The 19,520-nt window shown below is 53.0% G+C and carries 20 protein-coding genes and 2 pseudogenes; 15 read left to right on the top strand and 7 right to left on the bottom strand.

Annotation, left to right across the window (positions count from 1 at the left end; genetic code table 11):
* The first annotated feature begins 181 nt into the window (after window positions 1–181).
* The 11 genes and pseudogenes from ABLN87_RS15135 to ABLN87_RS15185 form a co-directional block, all read left to right on the top strand.
* Window positions 182–394 carry a hypothetical protein gene (locus tag ABLN87_RS15135; protein ID WP_353011555.1) on the top strand — a complete coding sequence of 71 codons (213 nt, stop codon included), beginning with the start codon at window positions 182–184 and terminating at the stop codon, window positions 392–394.
* Window positions 394–1,128, top strand: coding sequence for a hypothetical protein (locus ABLN87_RS15140; RefSeq protein ID WP_353011557.1), 735 nt, complete (start codon window positions 394–396; stop codon window positions 1,126–1,128). Before ABLN87_RS15135 ends, ABLN87_RS15140 begins: the two co-directional genes overlap by 1 nt.
* 14 nt (window positions 1,129–1,142) lie before the next feature.
* Complete coding sequence (locus ABLN87_RS15145) at window positions 1,143–1,643, top strand: hypothetical protein (protein ID WP_353011558.1); 501 nt, start codon at window positions 1,143–1,145, stop codon at window positions 1,641–1,643.
* Window positions 1,640–2,053 (top strand): BLUF domain-containing protein, encoded by a 414-nt coding sequence (locus tag ABLN87_RS15150; RefSeq protein ID WP_353011559.1) that lies wholly within the window; start codon window positions 1,640–1,642, stop codon window positions 2,051–2,053. The genes ABLN87_RS15145 and ABLN87_RS15150 overlap by 4 nt, the downstream gene beginning before the upstream one ends.
* A gap of 174 nt (window positions 2,054–2,227) precedes the next feature.
* The gene (locus tag ABLN87_RS15155) at window positions 2,228–2,839 is read left to right on the top strand and encodes an FHA domain-containing protein (protein ID WP_353011561.1); all 612 of its coding nucleotides are present in this window, start codon (window positions 2,228–2,230) and stop codon (window positions 2,837–2,839) included.
* A gap of 252 nt (window positions 2,840–3,091) precedes the next feature.
* Window positions 3,092–4,111, top strand: coding sequence for a hypothetical protein (locus tag ABLN87_RS15160; RefSeq protein WP_353011563.1), 1,020 nt, complete (start codon window positions 3,092–3,094; stop codon window positions 4,109–4,111).
* Between the two features lie 245 nt (window positions 4,112–4,356).
* On the top strand, window positions 4,357–4,626 hold the full coding sequence (locus ABLN87_RS15165; RefSeq protein ID WP_353011565.1) for a hypothetical protein: 270 nt from the start codon (window positions 4,357–4,359) through the stop codon (window positions 4,624–4,626).
* Window positions 4,614–5,396: a hypothetical protein gene (locus tag ABLN87_RS15170; protein ID WP_353011567.1), complete on the top strand. Its 783-nt coding sequence runs from the start codon at window positions 4,614–4,616 to the stop codon at window positions 5,394–5,396. The genes ABLN87_RS15165 and ABLN87_RS15170 overlap by 13 nt, the downstream gene beginning before the upstream one ends.
* 29 nt (window positions 5,397–5,425) lie before the next feature.
* Window positions 5,426–5,647, top strand: a pseudogene (locus tag ABLN87_RS15175) (DDE-type integrase/transposase/recombinase); the annotation flags it as partial.
* A gap of 634 nt (window positions 5,648–6,281) precedes the next feature.
* Complete coding sequence (locus tag ABLN87_RS15180) at window positions 6,282–6,830, top strand: cold-shock protein (protein WP_353011569.1); 549 nt, start codon at window positions 6,282–6,284, stop codon at window positions 6,828–6,830.
* Window positions 6,831–7,594: 764 nt separating this feature from the next.
* A pseudogene (locus ABLN87_RS15185) lies at window positions 7,595–7,717 on the top strand (IS5/IS1182 family transposase); the annotation flags it as partial.
* Between the two features lie 259 nt (window positions 7,718–7,976).
* Here the strand turns inward: ABLN87_RS15185 and ABLN87_RS15190 are convergent.
* The 5 genes from ABLN87_RS15190 to ABLN87_RS15210 form a co-directional block, all read right to left on the bottom strand.
* Window positions 7,977–11,096: an efflux RND transporter permease subunit gene (locus ABLN87_RS15190; RefSeq protein ID WP_353011571.1), complete on the bottom strand. Its 3,120-nt coding sequence runs from the start codon at window positions 11,094–11,096 to the stop codon at window positions 7,977–7,979.
* Between the two features lie 8 nt (window positions 11,097–11,104).
* The gene (locus ABLN87_RS15195; protein WP_353011573.1) at window positions 11,105–12,208 is read right to left on the bottom strand and encodes an efflux RND transporter periplasmic adaptor subunit; all 1,104 of its coding nucleotides are present in this window, start codon (window positions 12,206–12,208) and stop codon (window positions 11,105–11,107) included.
* 227 nt (window positions 12,209–12,435) lie between these two features.
* Window positions 12,436–12,963, bottom strand: a complete 528-nt coding sequence (locus tag ABLN87_RS15200; RefSeq protein ID WP_353011575.1) for a hypothetical protein — start codon at window positions 12,961–12,963, stop codon at window positions 12,436–12,438.
* A 63-nt stretch (window positions 12,964–13,026) separates the two neighbouring features.
* Window positions 13,027–13,578: a hypothetical protein gene (locus ABLN87_RS15205; RefSeq protein WP_353011576.1), complete on the bottom strand. Its 552-nt coding sequence runs from the start codon at window positions 13,576–13,578 to the stop codon at window positions 13,027–13,029.
* 205 nt (window positions 13,579–13,783) lie between these two features.
* A complete protein-coding gene (locus ABLN87_RS15210; protein WP_353011578.1) occupies window positions 13,784–14,266 on the bottom strand; it encodes a hypothetical protein in 483 nt (160 codons plus the stop codon).
* 326 nt (window positions 14,267–14,592) lie between these two features.
* Between ABLN87_RS15210 and ABLN87_RS15215 the strand changes: the two genes are divergently transcribed.
* Together ABLN87_RS15215 and ABLN87_RS15220 are read left to right on the top strand one after the other, a co-directional pair.
* A complete protein-coding gene (locus ABLN87_RS15215; RefSeq protein ID WP_353011580.1) occupies window positions 14,593–15,162 on the top strand; it encodes a hypothetical protein in 570 nt (189 codons plus the stop codon).
* A gap of 66 nt (window positions 15,163–15,228) precedes the next feature.
* Complete coding sequence (locus ABLN87_RS15220; RefSeq protein WP_353011582.1) at window positions 15,229–15,780, top strand: hypothetical protein; 552 nt, start codon at window positions 15,229–15,231, stop codon at window positions 15,778–15,780.
* A gap of 182 nt (window positions 15,781–15,962) precedes the next feature.
* Here the strand turns inward: ABLN87_RS15220 and ABLN87_RS15225 are convergent, their stop codons facing one another.
* Both ABLN87_RS15225 and ABLN87_RS15230 read right to left on the bottom strand, forming a co-directional pair.
* Window positions 15,963–17,195: an HlyD family secretion protein gene (locus ABLN87_RS15225; protein ID WP_353011584.1), complete on the bottom strand. Its 1,233-nt coding sequence runs from the start codon at window positions 17,193–17,195 to the stop codon at window positions 15,963–15,965.
* A gap of 3 nt (window positions 17,196–17,198) precedes the next feature.
* On the bottom strand, window positions 17,199–17,597 hold the full coding sequence (locus ABLN87_RS15230) for a hypothetical protein (protein ID WP_417750405.1): 399 nt from the start codon (window positions 17,595–17,597) through the stop codon (window positions 17,199–17,201).
* A 186-nt stretch (window positions 17,598–17,783) separates the two neighbouring features.
* On the opposite strand from ABLN87_RS15230, the gene ABLN87_RS15235 reads away from it, so the two are divergent.
* Both ABLN87_RS15235 and ABLN87_RS15240 read left to right on the top strand, forming a co-directional pair.
* Complete coding sequence (locus ABLN87_RS15235; protein ID WP_353011588.1) at window positions 17,784–18,851, top strand: NAD(P)/FAD-dependent oxidoreductase; 1,068 nt, start codon at window positions 17,784–17,786, stop codon at window positions 18,849–18,851.
* Window positions 18,848–19,501, top strand: coding sequence for a DUF938 domain-containing protein (locus tag ABLN87_RS15240; RefSeq protein WP_353011590.1), 654 nt, complete (start codon window positions 18,848–18,850; stop codon window positions 19,499–19,501). Before ABLN87_RS15235 ends, ABLN87_RS15240 begins: the two co-directional genes overlap by 4 nt.
* Window positions 19,502–19,520: the final 19 nt, after the last annotated feature.

A 19,520-nucleotide genomic window follows, 5' to 3' on the forward strand; every position in this document is an offset into this window, starting at 1 on the left:
AAAACCTAAAGCATGAGAGGCGCTCGAAAGAATTCTAATTTTTCAGTACCTCAGAACGCCAAAAAAGAGGTAATCACAATAATACCCCTCTTTTGTTGGTAATTGCCTCTCATTTTTCTCAATTATGACACTATCCAATATCATTTTCAGATGAAACAGCAAGCAACCGGAAACACTGAAAATGATCCTTTATTCTCATCGCCTTCAAGGCGTTTTACAGCAGATGGTTGTCGAACTTGGGTTAGACCTGATTTTGTCCGACGACAATTCACCGGTATCGCTGGTGGATAACGAGCAGACTTTGACCGAAGTCGCGGCTGGTATGAACATCGATGTCAAAAAGCTGGCAGCGAATAACGGCAGCGTTTTGTTCAGATTTCAGAGGAAAGCATGATGTCTAAGGCACGCCAAATGGATGGTGCTCCCGGCAAACGCGCTGGCTTGCCACTGGCTCGAGCCAACCGACTTGCAGAAAACGCCGAGGCCAAAAAGGGTCGCGGGCCGAACTTTATCGTGGCAACCGGGTTGCTGACCGTGGCTGCAATCGTTTCGCTTGGGGTGACACCGGGCAATACGGCGTTAAATAAATTCTTCAACAATTCAGAAAGCTCTGACACCGCACCCGTCCTGGACTTATCAAAAAGGCTGGTCGCACTTGCGGAACCCGTGGCCGAACCGGCCCCTGTGATAGAACAGACAACCGCTGCTGTGTCTGAAGTGCCGGTCGAAACAGCGTCCGTTGCCAAGACCATCGAACCCCCGGCAGAGCCCGCAAAAGAAGGCCGTCTCCTGGCCATGGTTGGTGACAACTCGAACGATCCCTACTGTATCCAAAGGATTGAGTCTCGCTTGGTGTCGCTGCACGCGGCAACGCTTTCAGGCCCTGAATGGAACAATCGGGTGAATGACGTCAGCCAGCTTGTCCAGACCACGTTGGACTGCTCGCACGCGGGTCTGCAAGTCATTGGCAGCCTTGAATTGGCGGGCACCGGAATCGCCGATCTGCGCGTCAGCTGGAACCTTGAAACATGGACCCTGGACCTGGCTGTCGTCGACAGCAGCAATCCTGATGCCGACCTACAAGTGGCCAGCGCCTCGGACCAGTCAATCGAATTTGTTGTTCAGTAAAAGAGGTCGAAGTTATGGAAATACTTGAACAAATCACCCAACTGGAAGCACCGACCAAGGCTTTGCTTGCAGATATTCAGGCCTTCGAAGCGCCGTTGCCTGACTATTTGATGCTGGGTGCGTTTGTGATCCTTTTGCTGGTGCTTTACCGGTCTGGTCGTAAGGGCATCACCAGGGTGCAAACCGACCTCGTTGGAGCCTATCAGAGAGAGCTTCTGACAGCCAATCGCCGCGCGCATCAAGCCCGCAGCGAGTTGCGCCGCGCCCATCTGGAACTGGAACGCGAACGACAGCGCAAACGTCGTGCTTTGCGAGATCAAGGGCCCTCGAGCCGGGGTGCTACGCGGCGGCGTCTCGAACCAGTCGAACGGCGTCCGGCACAGTCGGCCCCTTCGGGTACGGTGCCTTTCAAACCAACAACACAGAACCGCAACAAGACCCGGCCCGTTGATCCAATCCCGGCAACGGCTGCCGCGTCGAATGAAAACCTGTTTCTCAACGGAGTGGAAAAATGAATCTTACTCGTCTCATCTACTACAGCCAGCGCAACCCATCCATGAGCCTGAATCTGGGCGAGTTGCTGGAAGTCTGTAAACGCAATAACGCCGCAATGAACGTCACCGGCATGCTTCACTTTAACGGCAACTACTTCCTGCAGGTTCTGGAAGGCGGACGCGCCGAAGTCAGCTCGATCTATCATCGGATCTCTGCCGACCCACGGCACCTGAACATCATCCTGATTTCATGTCAGGATGTGCGCGAGCGGATTTTCCCGACCTGGTCGATGGGCCACCACGAAGGCATGGAAGGCGAAACACGTAGTATCTTCCTGCGGTACTTTCCGTCGAATTCCGTCAACCCTGAAGCGGTCAGCCCCGACAGCCTGCTCGACTTTCTGCAGGACGTATCAACCGAACTGGTCTAACGGCCAGTTCTTAAAGGAAAGATGTTGCATATGAGTATGTTCGATACCTTAGTGAACCGTCGCCGCAGGCCTGCAACCGAGTCGGTGCTGCCTGCTGAAGACGCATCATCTGCAATATCAACTACACCACAAGATGACACCGACCAACACGCCCGGAACTTGAGACAGCGTCTGATGTCTCCTAACCATTCGGTTGGCGCGGTCGGTGTCGCTGACATCGCTCCGAATGTTGGCGCGGAGCCTTTCCAGCGGATGACCGAGACACCAATGGAAGAGCTTGTCTCCGCACCTGTGTCCAGACCCGTCAGCGCCAACCCGCGCGGCACGCGTACGCGTCTGATCGGGTTTGACACATCCGAAGGTATAACCAAGGATTTGTTCAGCCCGGACAATGCGCCTGAACCTGAACAAACCTTGCCGGTAGGGTGGCTTGTGATTGTCAGCGGCCCCGGTCGGGGCTACGCATTCACACTTCGATCCGGGCTGTCCCGGATCGGTCGCAACCCTGATCAGACCATTTGTCTGGATTTCGGAGATATGGCGGTCTCGCGCGACAATCACGCCGCGATTGCTTACGACCCCGAAGAGAACGGCTATTTCCTCGGTCACGGCGGCAAGACAAACATTGTTCGCCTGCAGGGTAAACCAATCATCTCGACCGAAAAATTGAACGACGGTGATCGCATTTCCATCGGAGAAACAACAATGGTGTTCAAAGCGTTGTGCGACAAGACGTTCAACTGGATTGTGGGAGATGACGATGAGGATATGGTTGATTTTCTCTGACCTTGTCGTCGGTACCCTGCTGGAATGGCATGTAAGATGAATAGTCCATCATGCCCGCAGCTAGCCCTTCACTCGCGTCTGCAGGCTGCCGCGACAAATGGCGGAGCAAACGCAGACGTTGCGACGCGTGCACGCGCGCATTTGGCAGCACTTACAAGACCCATTCGCGTTTCCATATTGGCTCCGACGTATCTCGATCGGGCCAACCTGGTAAATTTCGTATTGGGGCAAGACGTGCTCCCGCAGACCGTCATGTGCGACTTCGTTCGCCTAAGCTTTGCCGAGCAAGAAGAATTGACGGTTGTGAAGCGCGACGGAGCAAAGGTCGACTACCCATCTCCCTTCGACCTAATTGCACTGGCAGAAACCGATGCCACTGAGGTAAATTTGGCGTTGCCTTCGAGAGCCCTGAAGAAGATATCTGTTTTGGCCACTGCGGCAGCGGATCTAACAGGTGCATCTATTGAATGGCTAGCCCTGCAAACAGATATTGCGATATGGTGTACCCATGATTTTGATCATACAGATCAACGGGTTTGGGCACAGATGCCCAATAGGTTGAAGGATCATGCAATCCTGGTTTCGATCAACTCGGGACGCGAGCGCGATGAAACCGAAGCACGCCTTTGCGCTGAATTTGGGTCTGAGTTTCTGGATTTTGTTTGCCTTTCACCTGAGGACGCCTCGCAGGCCCGGTCGGGCTCTAGTCTGGACAAGATCCTGTTTCGCGCATCAGGCGGGCACAAACTGATCTCGATTCTAAGGCGCGACATTGACGCGGCGAGAGAGCACGCAACGGGGCAGGCTGAACTGTTCCTGCAAGGTGCGGTTGGCCTTTTGGGTCCCGACGACGCTAGTATTGAAGATGCTCGAAATACGGTGACCGATCCTACGCGGCCGGTGGAGGAACCAACACCTGCCGCTAGTCCTATTCCAGATGCCATTCCAGCCCCCAACTTAGATGACGCAATTAACAAACTGTCCCGACTGAGTGACTCTCCCGCACTAGGCAACGTATTTTCAAACTCTGAATTTCTGACCGAAATGGCAAAGATTCTGGAAGAGATTGAACTCGATCTGGACGCGTGGTCGGATGACGTGAACATGCGGGGGTCATTTCAGATGCTGCGCGAGCTTGCAGACCTGGTTGAGTTGTTCCGAATCGAAGCAGAACGGGCAGATGTAACCGAAACCATCATGGCCGCAATTCAACTAAAGCGAGAATTGTCCCGAGCCAAGAACTCAAAAAATGCGAATGATGCCCCGATATAGTCATATTGCCTACCTATTGACCCTTTAACTCATCATGTGTGTTAAAGATGATTAGGGTTATGTCCATGGTAGTGCGTACAGGTAGTCAAGTCAGTTCCGATCAACTTGCTCCTGGAGCTCAGGTCTTTCTGAATGCTGGTTTGGGCCCTCTGAACGATCTCAGCAGCTACATTCAGTTTAGCAAAGAGAGACTGTTAGATATTGCAAGCCTCGGCGGTCGAAACACGCTAAAGAAACTGCGATCGATGTCACGCGATCTTGAGAATTTTTTGCCTGAGATTACGTTCATAGGCCAGATCAAATCCGGCAAAACATCCATAGTCAATGCAATGGTGGGCAAGCCAGGCCTGTTGCTATCGGACGTTAACCTCTGGACTTCGGTTGTTACGTCACTGCACTTGAACGTCGAAGATAGCGGCAACTGTGTCACAGAGTTTCAGCTTTTGGACGCAGACGAGTGGGACAAGCTGATCCAGAACTCGGGTCGGATCGGAGAGGCCCGATGCCTGACTTGACCGATTTTCAAAGCAATTTGTCCAAGTTAGCGACATGCCGCTTTCCGTTTCTAAATGGAAGGCTGCCGTTGGAGGCTGCTGATCCAATGGCCGCAATGCTACGTGAAATCGAAAACGCTGTGCTTGGGACAACACTGCGGTTCGTATCCGATGAGAACATTCTGGAATTGCAGGTCACAGGCCGCCGAGTGGTTCTAGTTTCTGACTGCAGCAATCTGGGTTTTCAAGGGATCATTGACCAGGCACCTATCGTGAATTCCGACGACATCGTGAATCTGATGGTCAGTTTCACCGACGCAATTGGCCCCACATCTGATTTCGCTTTGATCCCAGGCCCATTGCGCTCCGATTTGTACGGTGTTTCCGGAATGGTATCGGTCACGGCAATCCGTCAAGGAATTCTTAGTGTGGCTAATTCCATTGACCACGGCTCAATGCTTGATGTGGTTGTACGTAGGTTGCAGAATCTTACTTTGGCATCCTTGCAGTTTGGTATGGAGCGGGCAGAGCACGCCAATGGCCCAGAAGGCTTGCTCTCTGATCTAAGGGATTTCCGGCAAAACAGGCTTGAGCAACTTCTCTCGGTCGAAAGACTAGTAGCTCCCCAAGTGCCTGAACCCGACCTGACCGTTCTAAGCGATACCATTGGCGCAGGCGTCTGCGTGGGACTCATCCGATGGGACACCGAGTTGGCCCTGATCGCCTTTGACGTTGCATCCTTGTTCGATGTCCTCAAAGAGTTCGAAGATAAGCACAAAACAGAATGCTGAAGTGGTTCGGCCATCAAGCCAAAGTACAGACGATCAGGTCCAAGTATTTGAACAACTTGATTGAATAAGATCACAGATATATCAAACGGCGCGTACGGCACATGTGCTGGTTCAAGTCTTTCGGATCGGCTTCCGCAACATTGGATGGCATTGAGGTAGCTAACATGATCCGCAAGAAGAAATTCTCTAGCGATACGGTACGATTTCCAGCTTTCGGATGTTTGCTGATATCGCAGGATAGCTGCAACTAGCATCGCGCTAGCTCCGGTCGTTATAAAAATTTGCGACACAACCGGTAATCTCATGTGGTATTGTCGCATATGGCAGTTTCTGCAGAAGATATGTGTTTAGTCTGAGCAATCCCATAGATCCAACGAGGCTCTTCACAATTCGTGGGAAATTATGAATAGAACGTTAACGAAGTGTTTCTCATCCATTCAATGGCAGCATTGCATATTGAGAATTGTTCGCTTTGGCGACAAGACAGCAAAACCAGAAAATGGGAGGGCTTTGGGGGTCGGATGTTAGACTTTTTGCTGACTTTCAGTGCTGCTTCGACTCAGATCAATGTTGGTATTCTTGCGAGCTTCAATAGTGCCTAGGAACAAGGACATTAAAATCGGTGCATGAGCCATCAACCCCAGAAACCGCTATATTGAATGCTCTACGATTGCATGACAGCGATTCAGAATATGGCGCGGCCATGTGGGCGGCATGTGTTCTGATGGCACTCCACAAAGAGCAGACTAATTTGTTGTCCGAATATGCAAACACATGGGCAAGCAAATCAGAACTCTCTGGCCTCAGAAAGTAGCCCCCCAACCCTTTCACACAGCTTAATAAATTTGACAAACAAATTCCACGTTTCCGAACAAGGGTAAGCCCGTGAAACTTGTAACGTTAGAACGTAATTTGGTTTTGGACGGATCAACAATAGGTGGGGATGCCACACTGCGGCATATTGAGGGAACTTTGAAATGGTTCTCGGCCATGAAAGGATACGGTTTTGTGACCTGCAATGTGTCGGGCGAGGATGCCTTAATGCATCAGAACGCGCTGCATGATTTTGGCCAGACCTCAATCGCAAACGGCTGCACACTAGAGGCATTTGCAAGTGTCAAACAGAGAGGACTTCAAATCGTTGAGATCCTGAGCATCCGGTCGGAGGCTTCCTGGACAGTCCCGCACAACAAGCAAATTGGACTCCAACCCATCAAGCCGACTTCAATGCTGCCTGCAAGGGTCAGGTGGTTCTGCAAGGAAAAGAACTACGGCTTCGTCAATGTCTTCGATGACACCAGAGACTGTTTCTTGCAGACAAACGTACTTGAGAAAGCTGGACTCGGATCGGTCGATGTCGGAGAAGCACTATGCGTCGAAGTGATTGACCGGTCTGGCGGACGAGTTGTCGTCTCAGTTCGACCCTGGACCTGAGTCAGCTTCCGCTGTATAGTCGTTCAGAAGGATTAGATATTCGCTTTCAAGTTGCGGATGACGATAATTCCACCCAGACAATCATCTACTGGGTATTGCCAAGTTGCTTGTTGTATGCACCGCCGCATCTTCGCCAAACCCCCACGTCGACCCCTACAAGGCCGGCCCAGAGCCGACCTTGAGCGACGGCGTCCGATGCTGCGATTGCAGCTCGCTTTCCGGGCGTTCGCTGCGAAAGCAAAATACACGCAGGTCGAATTGGCGAAACGCGAACAAATCTGCCGTTAAAACGAAGCATTGCAAAGTCCCACTTCAAACCTGGAGTTCGAATATCCGCCCTCTTTCCCTCGACACCCCCCTTATAACTTCCACGCGGAAAAATCTGGTTACCCCCGCCGGTCCCTTGGCTTAAAGCTCGCAACTTTTGATCCCCCCCTCTAGGTTTCAGCACAGAAAGGCGATGAAACTGTGTAACCTGTCCTAGCCCAGCTCTTCACCATTCGTCGCCGTGACCCATTCGAAGAATGCGAGGTAGCGAGCTGTGTCTTCGTCTTTCGGAAAGCGCGAAGGCAATATGTAGCTCCCAGCTCTTCTCAGCAATTGCAGAAGCTCGACGTCGTCACCCGGCCAGTGGTTTTCGAACCAGAGCTTCCAACTCGCCAGAGCACCGCTCTCAAGATCGGATAATCAAAGGATTGCTAGGGTCAGGACCCATTGTTTTCTATCGCGCCGCATGATTCACGGCTCAAAAACGAGTGGTGAACATGTCTGATCTTTTCTGGCTGACGGATGCGCAGATGTCGCGTCTTGAGCCCTTCTTTCCAAAGTCCCATGGCGAATCCTATGTCGACGATCGGCGTGTGTTGAGTGGGATTATCTTCATCAACCCGTGGCCTGCCGTGCGACTTAGGGAAGAACGGGGAAAGCTTGGCCAACTGCTCGTCGCTTAGCCAGAAAAGATCGCCTTTATCACCGCCCCGTTTTCGGAGCCGTGAATCACGCGGCGCGGCAGGAATCAATGCATCCTGACCCTAGCGCAGGAACTATTGTGCAACGCAGCAACCTCTATACGACGCGTTCGCAAACGAATTCTAGATTGAACTTTCGCTACATTGGAACACAGCGTCGGTGAAATGGCAGAGAAAGCTATCGTGATTTAGCGGCCTCAATCAAGTATTCTTTGAGTGACTGAAACGTCGCGAATAGAACAGGGATCATCAAGAGACCCAGTGTACTGTCCAACACCATGCCGAAAAGAACCGGGTAACCAATGGACAAACGTGCTGCAGCGCCGGCCCCGCTGGACAATACCAGCGGCAAGACGCCCACTATGAAACACAATCCGGTCATCGTGACCGGGCGAAACCGGATTTCCGCCGCCTTCAAAGCTGCTTCGCGGATGCTAGCCCCCGTTTGCCTTTCTTGATTGGCGAACTCGACCACCATAATCGCCTTTTTGGCGGCCAATCCGATCAGCAACACCATGCCAATCTGCGCGAAAATGTTGCTGGTGAGAAACGGGAAATAGGCGATGGGTATTAGCGCGCCCAGCAATGCAAATATGGCTGAGCTGATAATCGACAGCGGCAGTATCCAGCTCTCGTACAACACCACAAGAAACAGGTAGGCCAAAATCAGCGCTGACAGCATGATGTAAGGCACCATGTCCTGAGACTTGACCTCTTGCTGGGTCACACCCGACCATTCGATCCGAAAGCCGTCTGGCAGCGTTTTGTCAGCAATCTCTTGCATGGCTTGGATGCCCGCGCCCGAGCTGACACCGTCTGCCAACTGTGCGCTGACAGAGGCGGCTGTGAACAGGTTATATCGCGGGATTGCATCCGGTGCGAGAACCGGTTCGCTGCTCACAAAGTTTCGTAAGGGTAGAGACTCACCAGCGCTGTTTTTGACGTAGATGTTTTCCACATCATCCAGCGTTTGCCTAAACTGTGCATCTGCAGAAATGACGACCCAATAGACCCGCTCCGACAGGATGAAGTTGTCCACGAAGAAGGTGCTTAGATTGGCTTGCAATGCGGTGAAGATGTCCGAGACGCTTACGCCGAGCGTTTCGGCGCGATCCCGATCGACAGACAAGCGGTATTGTGGAGTCTGACCCGAAAAGCTGCCATTTGCGCGAACGAATTCCGGCGCGGCATTCAGAGCTGTAACGAATGCATTCATGACGGAATCCAATTGCGCTCCGTCTCCTTGCTCAAGATCCAAAAGCTCGACCGAGATGCCACCCGTCGATCCAAGCCCGTGGATGGTTGGAAAGGGAAACACGTAGCTTTGTGCCTCGGGCAGAATGGCCAGTTGCCGATCCAGATCCTGCATGATCGCATCCCAATGCAAATCCGGGCTGGTGCGTTTGTCCCATGGCTGGAGCGTGATGATCGCCATTCCAGCGTTGGAGCGGACACCCGTCAGCATGCTGGCACCGGACACGGTTGTAACGGTCTCCACGCCGGGCGCCTTTTGAATCACCTCGCCAGCTTTAGACATAAAAGCCTGGGTCCGTTGAAGCGAGGCCCCATCCGGCAGTGCCATGGCCGCCAACAAAACACCGTTGTCCTCTTGTGGGATCAAGCCGGTTGGAACGGTTTTAAACAAATAAATGGTGGCACCGACACAAGCGGCAAAGACAAGCAAAGAGACAACGATGTATCGCAGCATTAGTGACACAAGCCGCATATACTGCTGTCTAATCCAAGACACTGCCGCAGGCACAAACCGCAACGGGCCAATCGGCTTCACACCCGATTTCAACACCATGGCGCAAAGCACCGGGGCCAAGGTTAGCGCATTCACGGCGGACAGCACAAAAGCGAAGATGATCGTCGCTGCGAATTGGTAGTAGATCGTTCCGGTCACTCCGGGAAAGAAACACACCGGAACGAACACGGCTGCCAGCACAAAAGTGGTCGCGATGATCGGACGATTGACCTGTGACATCGCCTTGAGCGTCGCGTCGCGCGGCTCAAGCCCCTCATCGGTCATGATCCGTTCGGCGTTTTCGATGATGATGATCGCATCATCAACCACCAGAGTGATAGCTAGAACCAAAGCAAACAGTGTGATCATGTTTGCACTGAACCCAATCGCATAGATCAATGCGATTGCACCCAATAGTGAGACAGGGATCGCAATTGCGGGAACGATGGTCGCTCGGAAGCTGGCCAGAAAGAAAAACGTGACCGCGATCACCAAACCTGCAGTCAGCGCCAGGGTTTTCAGAAGGTCTTCGATTGAAACACGGACGGCATCCGTAACGTCATACGTGATCTCATATGAGACCCCTTCGGGAAACTTCTTTGAAAGCTCGCCCATCAAGTTGTGGATGCTGTCTGAAATCTCCAGCGCGTTGGCCGTGCTTTCCTGATGCACCGCAATCGCCGCCGTATCCTTGCCGTTCAATTGGGAGGACCCGGCGTAGGTTGCTGAACCAAGCTCAATCCGTGCCACATCCTCCAGTCGGGTGATCGATCCGTCGTCGCTTGTAGAAATGATGATCCGACCAAATTCTTCTGCATCCCGCAGCAAACCTTCGGCTCTAAGCTTGAATTGAAAATCTGTGCGGGCATCGCCAAATGGCGGGGCTCCGACTTGGCCGGCGGCGGCTACAACGTTTTGGCTTTCAATCGCATCAGCAATCTCTGAGGCGGTGATATTCAGCGCAGCCATGCGAACCGGGTTGATCCACACCCGCATGCTGTATTCCAACTGGCCGAACTGAGATACACCACCGACCCCCGGTAGACGCTGCAAAGGATCGTGCAAAAAGTCGGCCGCGTAATTGCTGAGGTACAGTTCATCCCGCGACCCGTCAGGCGATGTCAGGTTGATCACCAGGATCATGTTTCCGGATTGTTTGGTGACCTCGATACCTTGCTGTTGCACAACGGATGGCAATTCAGCGCTGGCCAGGGCAATGCGGTTCTGCACCTCCACCGCCGCAACATTGGGGTCTGTTCCCAAGTCGAACGAAACACTCAGTTCATAGCTGCCGTCATTCGAACTTGTGGACTGCATGTACAGCATGCCGTCGATCCCATTCACGCGTTCTTCAATGGGCGTGGCCACGGATTCTTGAATGACTTGCGCATCTGCGCCCGGGTAGGTCGCGGTCACATATATCTGCGGTGGCGTAATGTTCGGATATTCCGAGATTGGCATGAGCCGAACGCAGACCGCCCCAAAAAGAACCATCAAAATCGCAACGACGGCGGCAAAATGCGGGCGATTGATGAAATAGTGAGAGATCAAGCCAAGACCTAACTCTGACTATCGACAGGTTGCACGACCAATCCGTCGTGAATTTTCTGCAGCCCCTGAACGACCACCCGATCACCATCTTTCAGGCCAGAATTCACTTGGGCTCTGGTCGCGGTCTGAGTGCCGATTTCAATATCTTTCCGGTGAACCGTATTTTTGTCATCCACCGAGAATACAAAATGGCCTTGCTTGTCGAACTGAACCGCATTGCGTGGCACGGTCAACACTTTGGTGTCGTCCGAGCCACTGAGCGTGACGATGACAAACTGACCAGGAATAAGAAATCCGTCAGGATTAGAGAAGGTTGCCCTTAGCTCGATAGTATCGGTGTCTTGGCTGACGCTGTCGCCCACGTAGATCACTTTGCCTTCCGTATCGTAGGTCTGACCGTCGGCCAGAGTGATCTGTGTCGCCAGTTTGATGCCCTGGGGCGAAATCGATCCATTGCGTCGTTCGCGCAGCAATACGGGCTCACTGACAAAAAAGCTCACCAGCATGGGATCAACGCTTGTGACGGTTGCCAGAACACCACTGTCCGAGTCTACGATGTTGCCTTCGTCGACAACTGACAACCCAATCCGCCCGTCCAGAGGGCTGACGATCTCAGTATAGTCCAGATCGATTTTCGCGATTTCAAGTTCGGCCTGTGCCTCATCCACTGAGGCCTGAGCCTCATCAAACGTCGCCTTCGCTGTGTCCAGAACGGATTTGGGAGCATCGCCTTTGTCAAAAAGTGTCTGTTGCCGGTCGAGTTCCGTTTTGGCGCTCAGTGCAGAAGCCTGAGCGCTTTTCAAAGCAGCCTGAGCGCTATCGACACCCGCCGCATATTTCCTTTTCTCGATGCGGAACAGCACATCGCCCTTTTTGACAGACCCACCTTCGGTGAAGTTGACCTCCTGCAGGACGCCGTCCACTCTGGCCTGAAGGTCGACACTTTGATCAGCGACGACCCGGCCCACGAACTCATCCTGTTTTTGTAAATCTTGCATTGTCGCCAGAGCAACAACCACACTGGGTTGATTTAGATCATCAGATTGCGCGACGACAGGGCTCGCGAGACCAAGCACAGCAAGAGCGGTAAAAAATATGGCAAATGAAGTCATCGAGGGCTCGGCAGTTTGGTCGAGAATGCATAAACACTATCCATACCCGAGTTCGGTGGCGCAACGTAAATCTTTCAATTCGTCAGCCTGAAGAGGCCGCCAATTACCTCAACAAATTCTAGATACATTCTATGCAATCATTTGGAGATAACTAGAACTACCCACGTGTCACAACCCCAGGTTCACCTCACAAGAATTAGACCGAAGAGTTGACCCGGATGTATTCGTTATTTTGGGTCATTTGGGTTAATCATGTACGGTATAGGATCACCGGTCGCAAACTGAACCAAATCAGAATAGCAGACAAGGCAGTCATCAATCACGATGTAGGCCTGATCTATCTCGCTAACTTCCTCGCCTTCAATAAGTTTGTAACCGAACACAAAGTCCTCACCTGATGTCCTTGGGTTTGTCAATTCTACGACCAACGAGACAGGATTGCCGTCTTTCTGGCCCACCAGAGCGGCGTTTGGAGGATCGGCAGCGAAGCTATCGTCGCCTTCGCTCCAGATTTTGACCAGATGCTCACTTGGGATGGCTGCGGCGGCCCGATGTGGACGATCCGTGAACATAATGAGGTTCTTGTCAGCCCCCACCAGCGTGAGCACACCGCCGGACATCGCGGCCTTGTCGCTGTGCTGTACAAGGAGAACGCCTTCCGTGGACGTAAAGTCTTGGGATGACTCTGCCACGACTGCGGTTGCAAAGCCAACTGTGGCAATCGCGATGGAACAAGGCTTAATGTACTGATTCATTTTTTGATCCTCGAAAGAAGCATCTTTAGCGCAGCGTAAGTACCTTGTTTTGCTGCAAAAAACCTAGTCATTCGTATCCGCCCAGTTCAGCTCGCCGGACGGCGCCGGAATTCCGACAGCTGTGTCAACGGTGGATAACGTCGACGCGACGTTGAAGCCCAAATAGCTCAAATCGATCACCACATAGGGGTTCTTGATTGTCCCTTGAGCTTCGCCTTTGATGACGCTGTATTGATAACTCATCGCACCATCGCTGAGCGCCGGGGCGGTTACTTCGACGATCAGGGATACGGGATCGCCGTTTTCGGTTTCGCCAACCAATGCGGCATTTGGCGGATCGGCGGCAAAACTATCATCGCCTTCGCCCCATCTTTTTACAAGTTCAGACACCGGTATAGTGGATGCAGCCCGATGAGGTCGATCCGTAAATACGATGATGCTTTTGTCCGCGCCCTCTAAGGTGAGCGTTGTGCCTACAAACGTCGCTGCATCTGCATGCTGAACAAACAAAAAGCTTTCAGGCGCATTCTTGTCCTCTGACGTTTGCGCCACGACCGCAGTGGCGATCACACCAGTCATCATTGCTGTTCCGAGAATTCTGGCTGTGGTTTTCATCTCACACTCCCTAAGCGGCATTCTGCGTTTGGGTAAATACAAGGAAGTCTCTACTCGAAGAACGTGGTTCTTAAGACATATTCACTCCCCTCAAGTTCGCGTTGGTCGTCACGCGTTTCAAGAGAGCATGAGAAAGTCTTAATCAAACAGCCACAAAGTAAGAACGCAAATTTGGCTTACCCTGTTGCGCGCGTTTGTTTCTTGCTCAGCCTCCGGTTCCCGGCAAGCCGCCAAAGGGACCAGTATAAGACTCACTCCACCACCCATCGATGAACATCACTGCGTTGTCCATAGTTCCGATGTCTTCGCCTTCGATGACTTTGTAGGCATATTCGAGTTTATCACCGTTTACCTTGGGCGCAGAAATCTCGACGATGACAACATGAGATTTACCGTCGATTTCACCCGATAGTGCGGCATTTGGCGGGTCCGCCTCAAAGCTGTCGTCACCAAACGTCCATACATCTAGGAAGTGAGCCATCGAGATAACGCCCGCATCACGATAGGGACGGTCTGCAAAGACAGACACCTGATCATCCACGCCGTGCAGGACAAGCTTGCCATCCACCAGCTCGACCTTGTCCGCCGATTCAACGAACAGATAATTTTTCTGCACGGTGTCGTCGGCCAGCGCCACAGACGCAGTCAACGCGCCTACTCCAACAAATGACAATAGAAGTTTTTTCACCTTTTATCTCCTGCAGTTCAGTGTCTGTTTCTGATCGACGTCAAAGCGTCAGATTGTTCTTTACAGGGCGCACAACGCAATTTCAGGTTGTTAACCAAAGTGTAAGCACCTTAAGCCTTCTAGAGCAACGCCCAGCTGAAAATGTCTCTACCCTCCAGTAATTCATCTCTGCCTTTGCGCTAAGTTAAGATTTGTTAATACCGGCTTGTAAAGCGTCATTTCCTGACGAAGTATGGAACCGAAACACCCAGTTCGCTCGCTCGTCGATACAACAGAGAGTTGATGAATCCGGATCAAACAAATTGATATCCAGAGAAGGGAAAGCCATGAACACGTTACTCAAAGGCACCGTTTTGGTTTCGGCACTAGCCAGCATGGCGACCTATACCATTGCCGAGTCTGCTGAAAGCGAGGCGAAGGCGCTGTTCGTTCAGCACGCAGCATCAGCAAAACTATCGGATGGAACGCTGACACTCGAAGGTATCGACAAACATATGATTGCCTTTTCAGATCGCCCAATGCGGGCAGCCCTGGCCATTCCTACCGCAAGCCTGATCGAGATATGGAACAAGGGCAATGATGACTTTGCTGAAGACCCGCCCAATGCTGTAATTATCGGAGAAGTTGACGGCAAAGCGACGTCATTGATTGTGGAGATCACCAATCCCCAATTGGCCGATGGCAATCTTACATTTAACTACGTCATTTTGGAGGGTCAGGAGGCCGTTAAAATTGAGAAGAGTTATGTGGTCATAGATGAAACTTGGTGGGGAGATCTAGATACTGTTGTAGGTGTAGGTGACGATCTTACTGGTCAGAACGGTACTCCGCTGCTGACAGTGGCTAATCCCTTGGCGGATTATGGGTATAAGGGCGATACGTTGAACCCCGATTAGGCTTATGGGATTCACTGTATGAATCCAGCGACCTTTCAACAGAATTGCAACAAGGTGATGAAACCAATGAACTATTCTCTTCGATCCTCATTGATTGTGTTCACAATAGCTGCCATTCCATTATCGGTGTCAGCTGAGGACAAACCCGAACCCGAAAGCTATTTGATTGTTCAACACGCGGGCTCGGCAACTATGGCGGGTGGCACGCTGACACTGAAAGATGCAGATGCAAACATGGTGATCTTTACGGATCGCCCACATCGCATCGCGGCGGCCGTTCCCAGTGCTGACCTGCTGAAAGCTTGGGTGGAAGGTCAGGACAGCTTTGCTGACGATCCACCCAACGCGGCACTTGTCGGGCAGTCAGAGGGGAAACCCGTTTCGATCATCGTCGAGTTGACCGACCCCAAACAGTCGGATGAGAACATCAGTTTCAGCTACACCGTTCTGGACGGCCCCGATGTACAATCTCTGACCGACAGCTACATCGTTATCGACGACAGCCCTGCTCTTTTCTTCAAAGGCTGGGCTGATTTGGGGTCCCTGGTAACCGGCGATCCGGGGGCTGTAATACCGTTCTCAGAGGATATTGGTGCAGGCCCTGGGGAACAAAACTGAGAAAACCGGGTTTTGTGGTCTATCAGGTCGACCATTTTTTAGACGTTTAGAAAACAGATTGAGCCGGACCTGAAACCCCGGAACCGGGAGAGAATACCGGGACGCCGGGCGACCAAACCGAGGAAGCAAACAACTAGATAACCGGGCCAGCCCTGGGCCAACGACCCGGGGCTGGATCAGACTTAGTGCCCTGTCAGAACCAGGGTGTTGACCGGCATCAGGATCAAACGCAGGCGCAGCCCCGCCGCATGCACCACACCAATAGTGTCGACGACATGCAAAAACGCGCCTTCCCAGAACCCAAGGTCTTCGTGCTCAAGCCGCTCATGATTGTCCGTGTAGACATTCGCCAGACAGTTGCTGCCTGGCGGAATGTCGTCGGCCATGCCTTTGTAAAGCGGCTCCATATAGACCAGTATCGACCCGGGAACCTTGTTGTTCTGCACATCGCGCAGCTCGTCCGATGGTCTGATTTGACCCGAGGGGATGACGTCCTGAACCTCAACCACGACCGTTGGGATTACGGTGAAGGGTTTGGTCATGCAACCCAGCTCTCCGATCATGCCGGGTTTGATGACCTGTGCAGATAGCTGATTGAACGCTGCCTGAAACCGGTCATGCCCGGAATGCGACGGCACCAGAATACCCGCAGGCCGCAAAAGCGGGCTGACATAGTCACCCACCTGCAACCCAAACTGTTCTACACGTCCGGTCACACCGGCATTGATCACGGTCTTATCCAACTCGGTCATCGCGGCATCCAGCTGCGCATTTGCGCTGGCAAGTTGGGCCGGGATCAGTTCTTCGATTTGTTGAACAACTGCTGCCCGCTTGGATTGGGCTGCCGTTACCTGCGCTTCACGCTCGGCCACGAGATTTTCCAACCGCTCAATCTCGGCCAATCGAACCGCGCTTGAGCCTTCGTCGCGCAGCGTGGTGTTGCGCTCAAGGTCTTCCAGCGATTGCGCCAGCGCCGCCCGGGCCCCGGCAATACCTGCATCGGCTTCTGCCAGATCGGTTTCTGCCACCTTCAGCGAGGCCTGGACCTGAGCCACTTGCGCATGCGCCGACTGAACCTGCGCTTGCTGAGTGAAATCCTCGATCCGGAAAATCGGCTGACCCGCAGTCACCAGTTCATTGTTGCGCACGTAAACTTCTGCCACACGACCGCCCAGTTGCGGCAGGATGGTAACCGTCCGGAAGTAGGAAGCGGCATTGGAACTGGCCGGATGAAAGTAGAATAGCGTAGTAATCACTGTCAGGGCGAGAATGGCGCAGGTGGTCAAGCCCCAGCGCAGTTCGTACCACATGGTGAACAGGGTGATTTCATGCCCGATGCGTTTACCTTGCACAAAGCGGCGGAACAGATAATCAGGCAGCACCGTGATCAGGGCGCAGAGCATTGTTTCGATCATTGCCTACTGCTCCCGCGTTTCGGTGGATTCTGCAACGGGTGCTTCGTGTTGCGCAGCTTCGGGCACAGCGTCCGGCACCGGTGACCGCCCCAAAGATCGGATGGCATCTGCGATATTCTTCATCGGCGTTGCAAAATCCGGGAACTGGAACCCTGCAACCAAAATGGCTGCAATCCAGAACAATCCATTATGTGTAAACAAGGCAAGCAGCGCCAGAATACCAACCAACTGGAACTGAGGGTGGTTGTTTTCATGCGCCATTTTTTCCGGAACCGAATGCAGAGTCAGATACCCCACGCCAATCAGTACCACGATGATCACAAAGAACACGACCATGGCAGAGAACAGATAATCGCTCCCGTCAGCTGCGACGACATATCGGGGGATATGTCCTGTGGCCATTGGATGAAGATCCGCTGCAGTCACTGTGCCCTCCTTTTCAATTTGATACTTCTTTGACTGGGTTGAAGCACAAATTCAAGGCTGCTTATAGTCCACGTAACTGACAACGAGACGCGTTGGAACTTAAGGAGCGCCCATGAAATCCCCACAGCCCGCAATGATCCCGCTTTTGTCAGAAAGCAGAGCATGATTGATTTCCTTGTCATTGGCGGCGGGATCGCCGGGCTGAGCGCTGGTGCAAGACTGTCCGCGCATGGGTCGGTTACCGTGCTCGAAGCCGAAGATGGGTTGGGCTATCACGCCTCAGGTCGATCTGCAGCTTTGTTCGAGGAAAATTACGGCCCCCTATCAGTGGTCGCGTTAAACCAGGCAGGCAGTCAGTTTCTTCAGGATGGCGGCTATCTGCAAAAACGCGGCTTGATGCTAGTCGCAAGCACCGATCAGCAAGATATGTTCAAGGCAGACCTCAACAGCCTGGATATGCAAGAGATATCGGTTGGCCATGCGCGCAGATTGATCCCGATCCTGCATCCCAAGCGGCTGGGCTATGCTGGGATCAGCCACGATGCCTTTGACATCGAAACCGACCGCCTCCTGCAGGATTTTGCACGGGTCATTCGCAAGAACGGCGGGGACGTTCACACTAAATCCCCGGTGACTGCGGTCACCAAAGCCAACAACTGGCAGGTCGAAGCGCGGGATGTTTTTGAAGCACGACACGTGATCAACGCGGCCGGTGCCTGGGCGGACGGGGTCGCACAACTGGCTGGAATAGCGCCAATCGGCCTGGAACCCCGTCGCCGGTCAATGGCACGCATACCGGCGCCAGGCGGACATGACGTTTCAGACTGGCCGATGATGATTGGTGCTGGTGAGACCTGGTACGCCAAACCGGATGCGGGGAAGTTGCTTGTGTCTCCGGCCGATGCCGACCTGGTTGCCCCGCATGATGCCTATGCCGACGATATGGTGCTGGCCCAGGGGTTGGCCCGCTATGAAGAGATGGTCAGCGAACCGGTGACGCGGGTTGAAACAAACTGGGCCGGGCTGCGTAGTTTTTCACCAGATGGAACTTTGGTGCTGGGCCCTGATCCGCAGGACAGGTCATTTATCTGGTGCGCCGGGCAAGGCGGATATGGTTTCCAAAGCGCGCCGGGCGCTTCTGAGTTTGTGGCCGATCTTGTGGTTGGAAACAGACCCGCGTTCGAGCAGGCGATTATCGACATGCTAACACCGGATCGGCTGCGCAAATGAGCAAACGTACACCACCCCCCAATGCCAGCGTCGCCGCGCCATCAACCGATGGCAAGCTGGTTGCACCCGCTGCCAGTCGCAACGCTGCCGTCCTATGTGAGCTGGTTTCGCGTTGGGCACCGCCACAAGGCCGGGCCATGGAGATCGCCAGCGGCACGGGTCAGCATGTACGCGCGTTTGCGCAGAAGCTACCTCAGCTGTCTTGGCAACCGACAGAGATCGACGCGGAACGGCGTCAGAGCATAGATGCCTATGCCAGTGATCAACCGAACATTCAGCCCGCCGTGCATTTGGACGCGGCCAGCTCTGGTTGGCATCGGCAATTTAGGCCAAAAGACCTGATCGTTTTGATTAACCTGCTGCATCTGATCAGTTGGGAAGAAACCGTCACGCTTGTCTCTGAGACAGCCAAGACGCTCTCATCAAACGGCAGGTTTATTCTTTACGGCCCCTTTATGCGGGATGGCATGCTGACAAGCGATGGAGACAAGCGGTTTCATGAAGCGCTTGTTCAGCAGGACCCCGAGGTTGGGTATAAAAACGACACCGATATCGAGCGCTTGCTTGCGGTGAGCGGCCTGAACCTGATCGAAGTGACAGAAATGCCCGCCAATAACATGGCTTTTGTCGCTCAAAAACAGGCCGAATGATCAAGTAGATCGGCCTGAA

The sequence above is a fragment of the Ruegeria sp. SCP10 genome (genome assembly GCF_040329495.1).
In the GTDB taxonomy this organism is placed as follows: Bacteria; Pseudomonadota; Alphaproteobacteria; order Rhodobacterales; family Rhodobacteraceae; genus Ruegeria.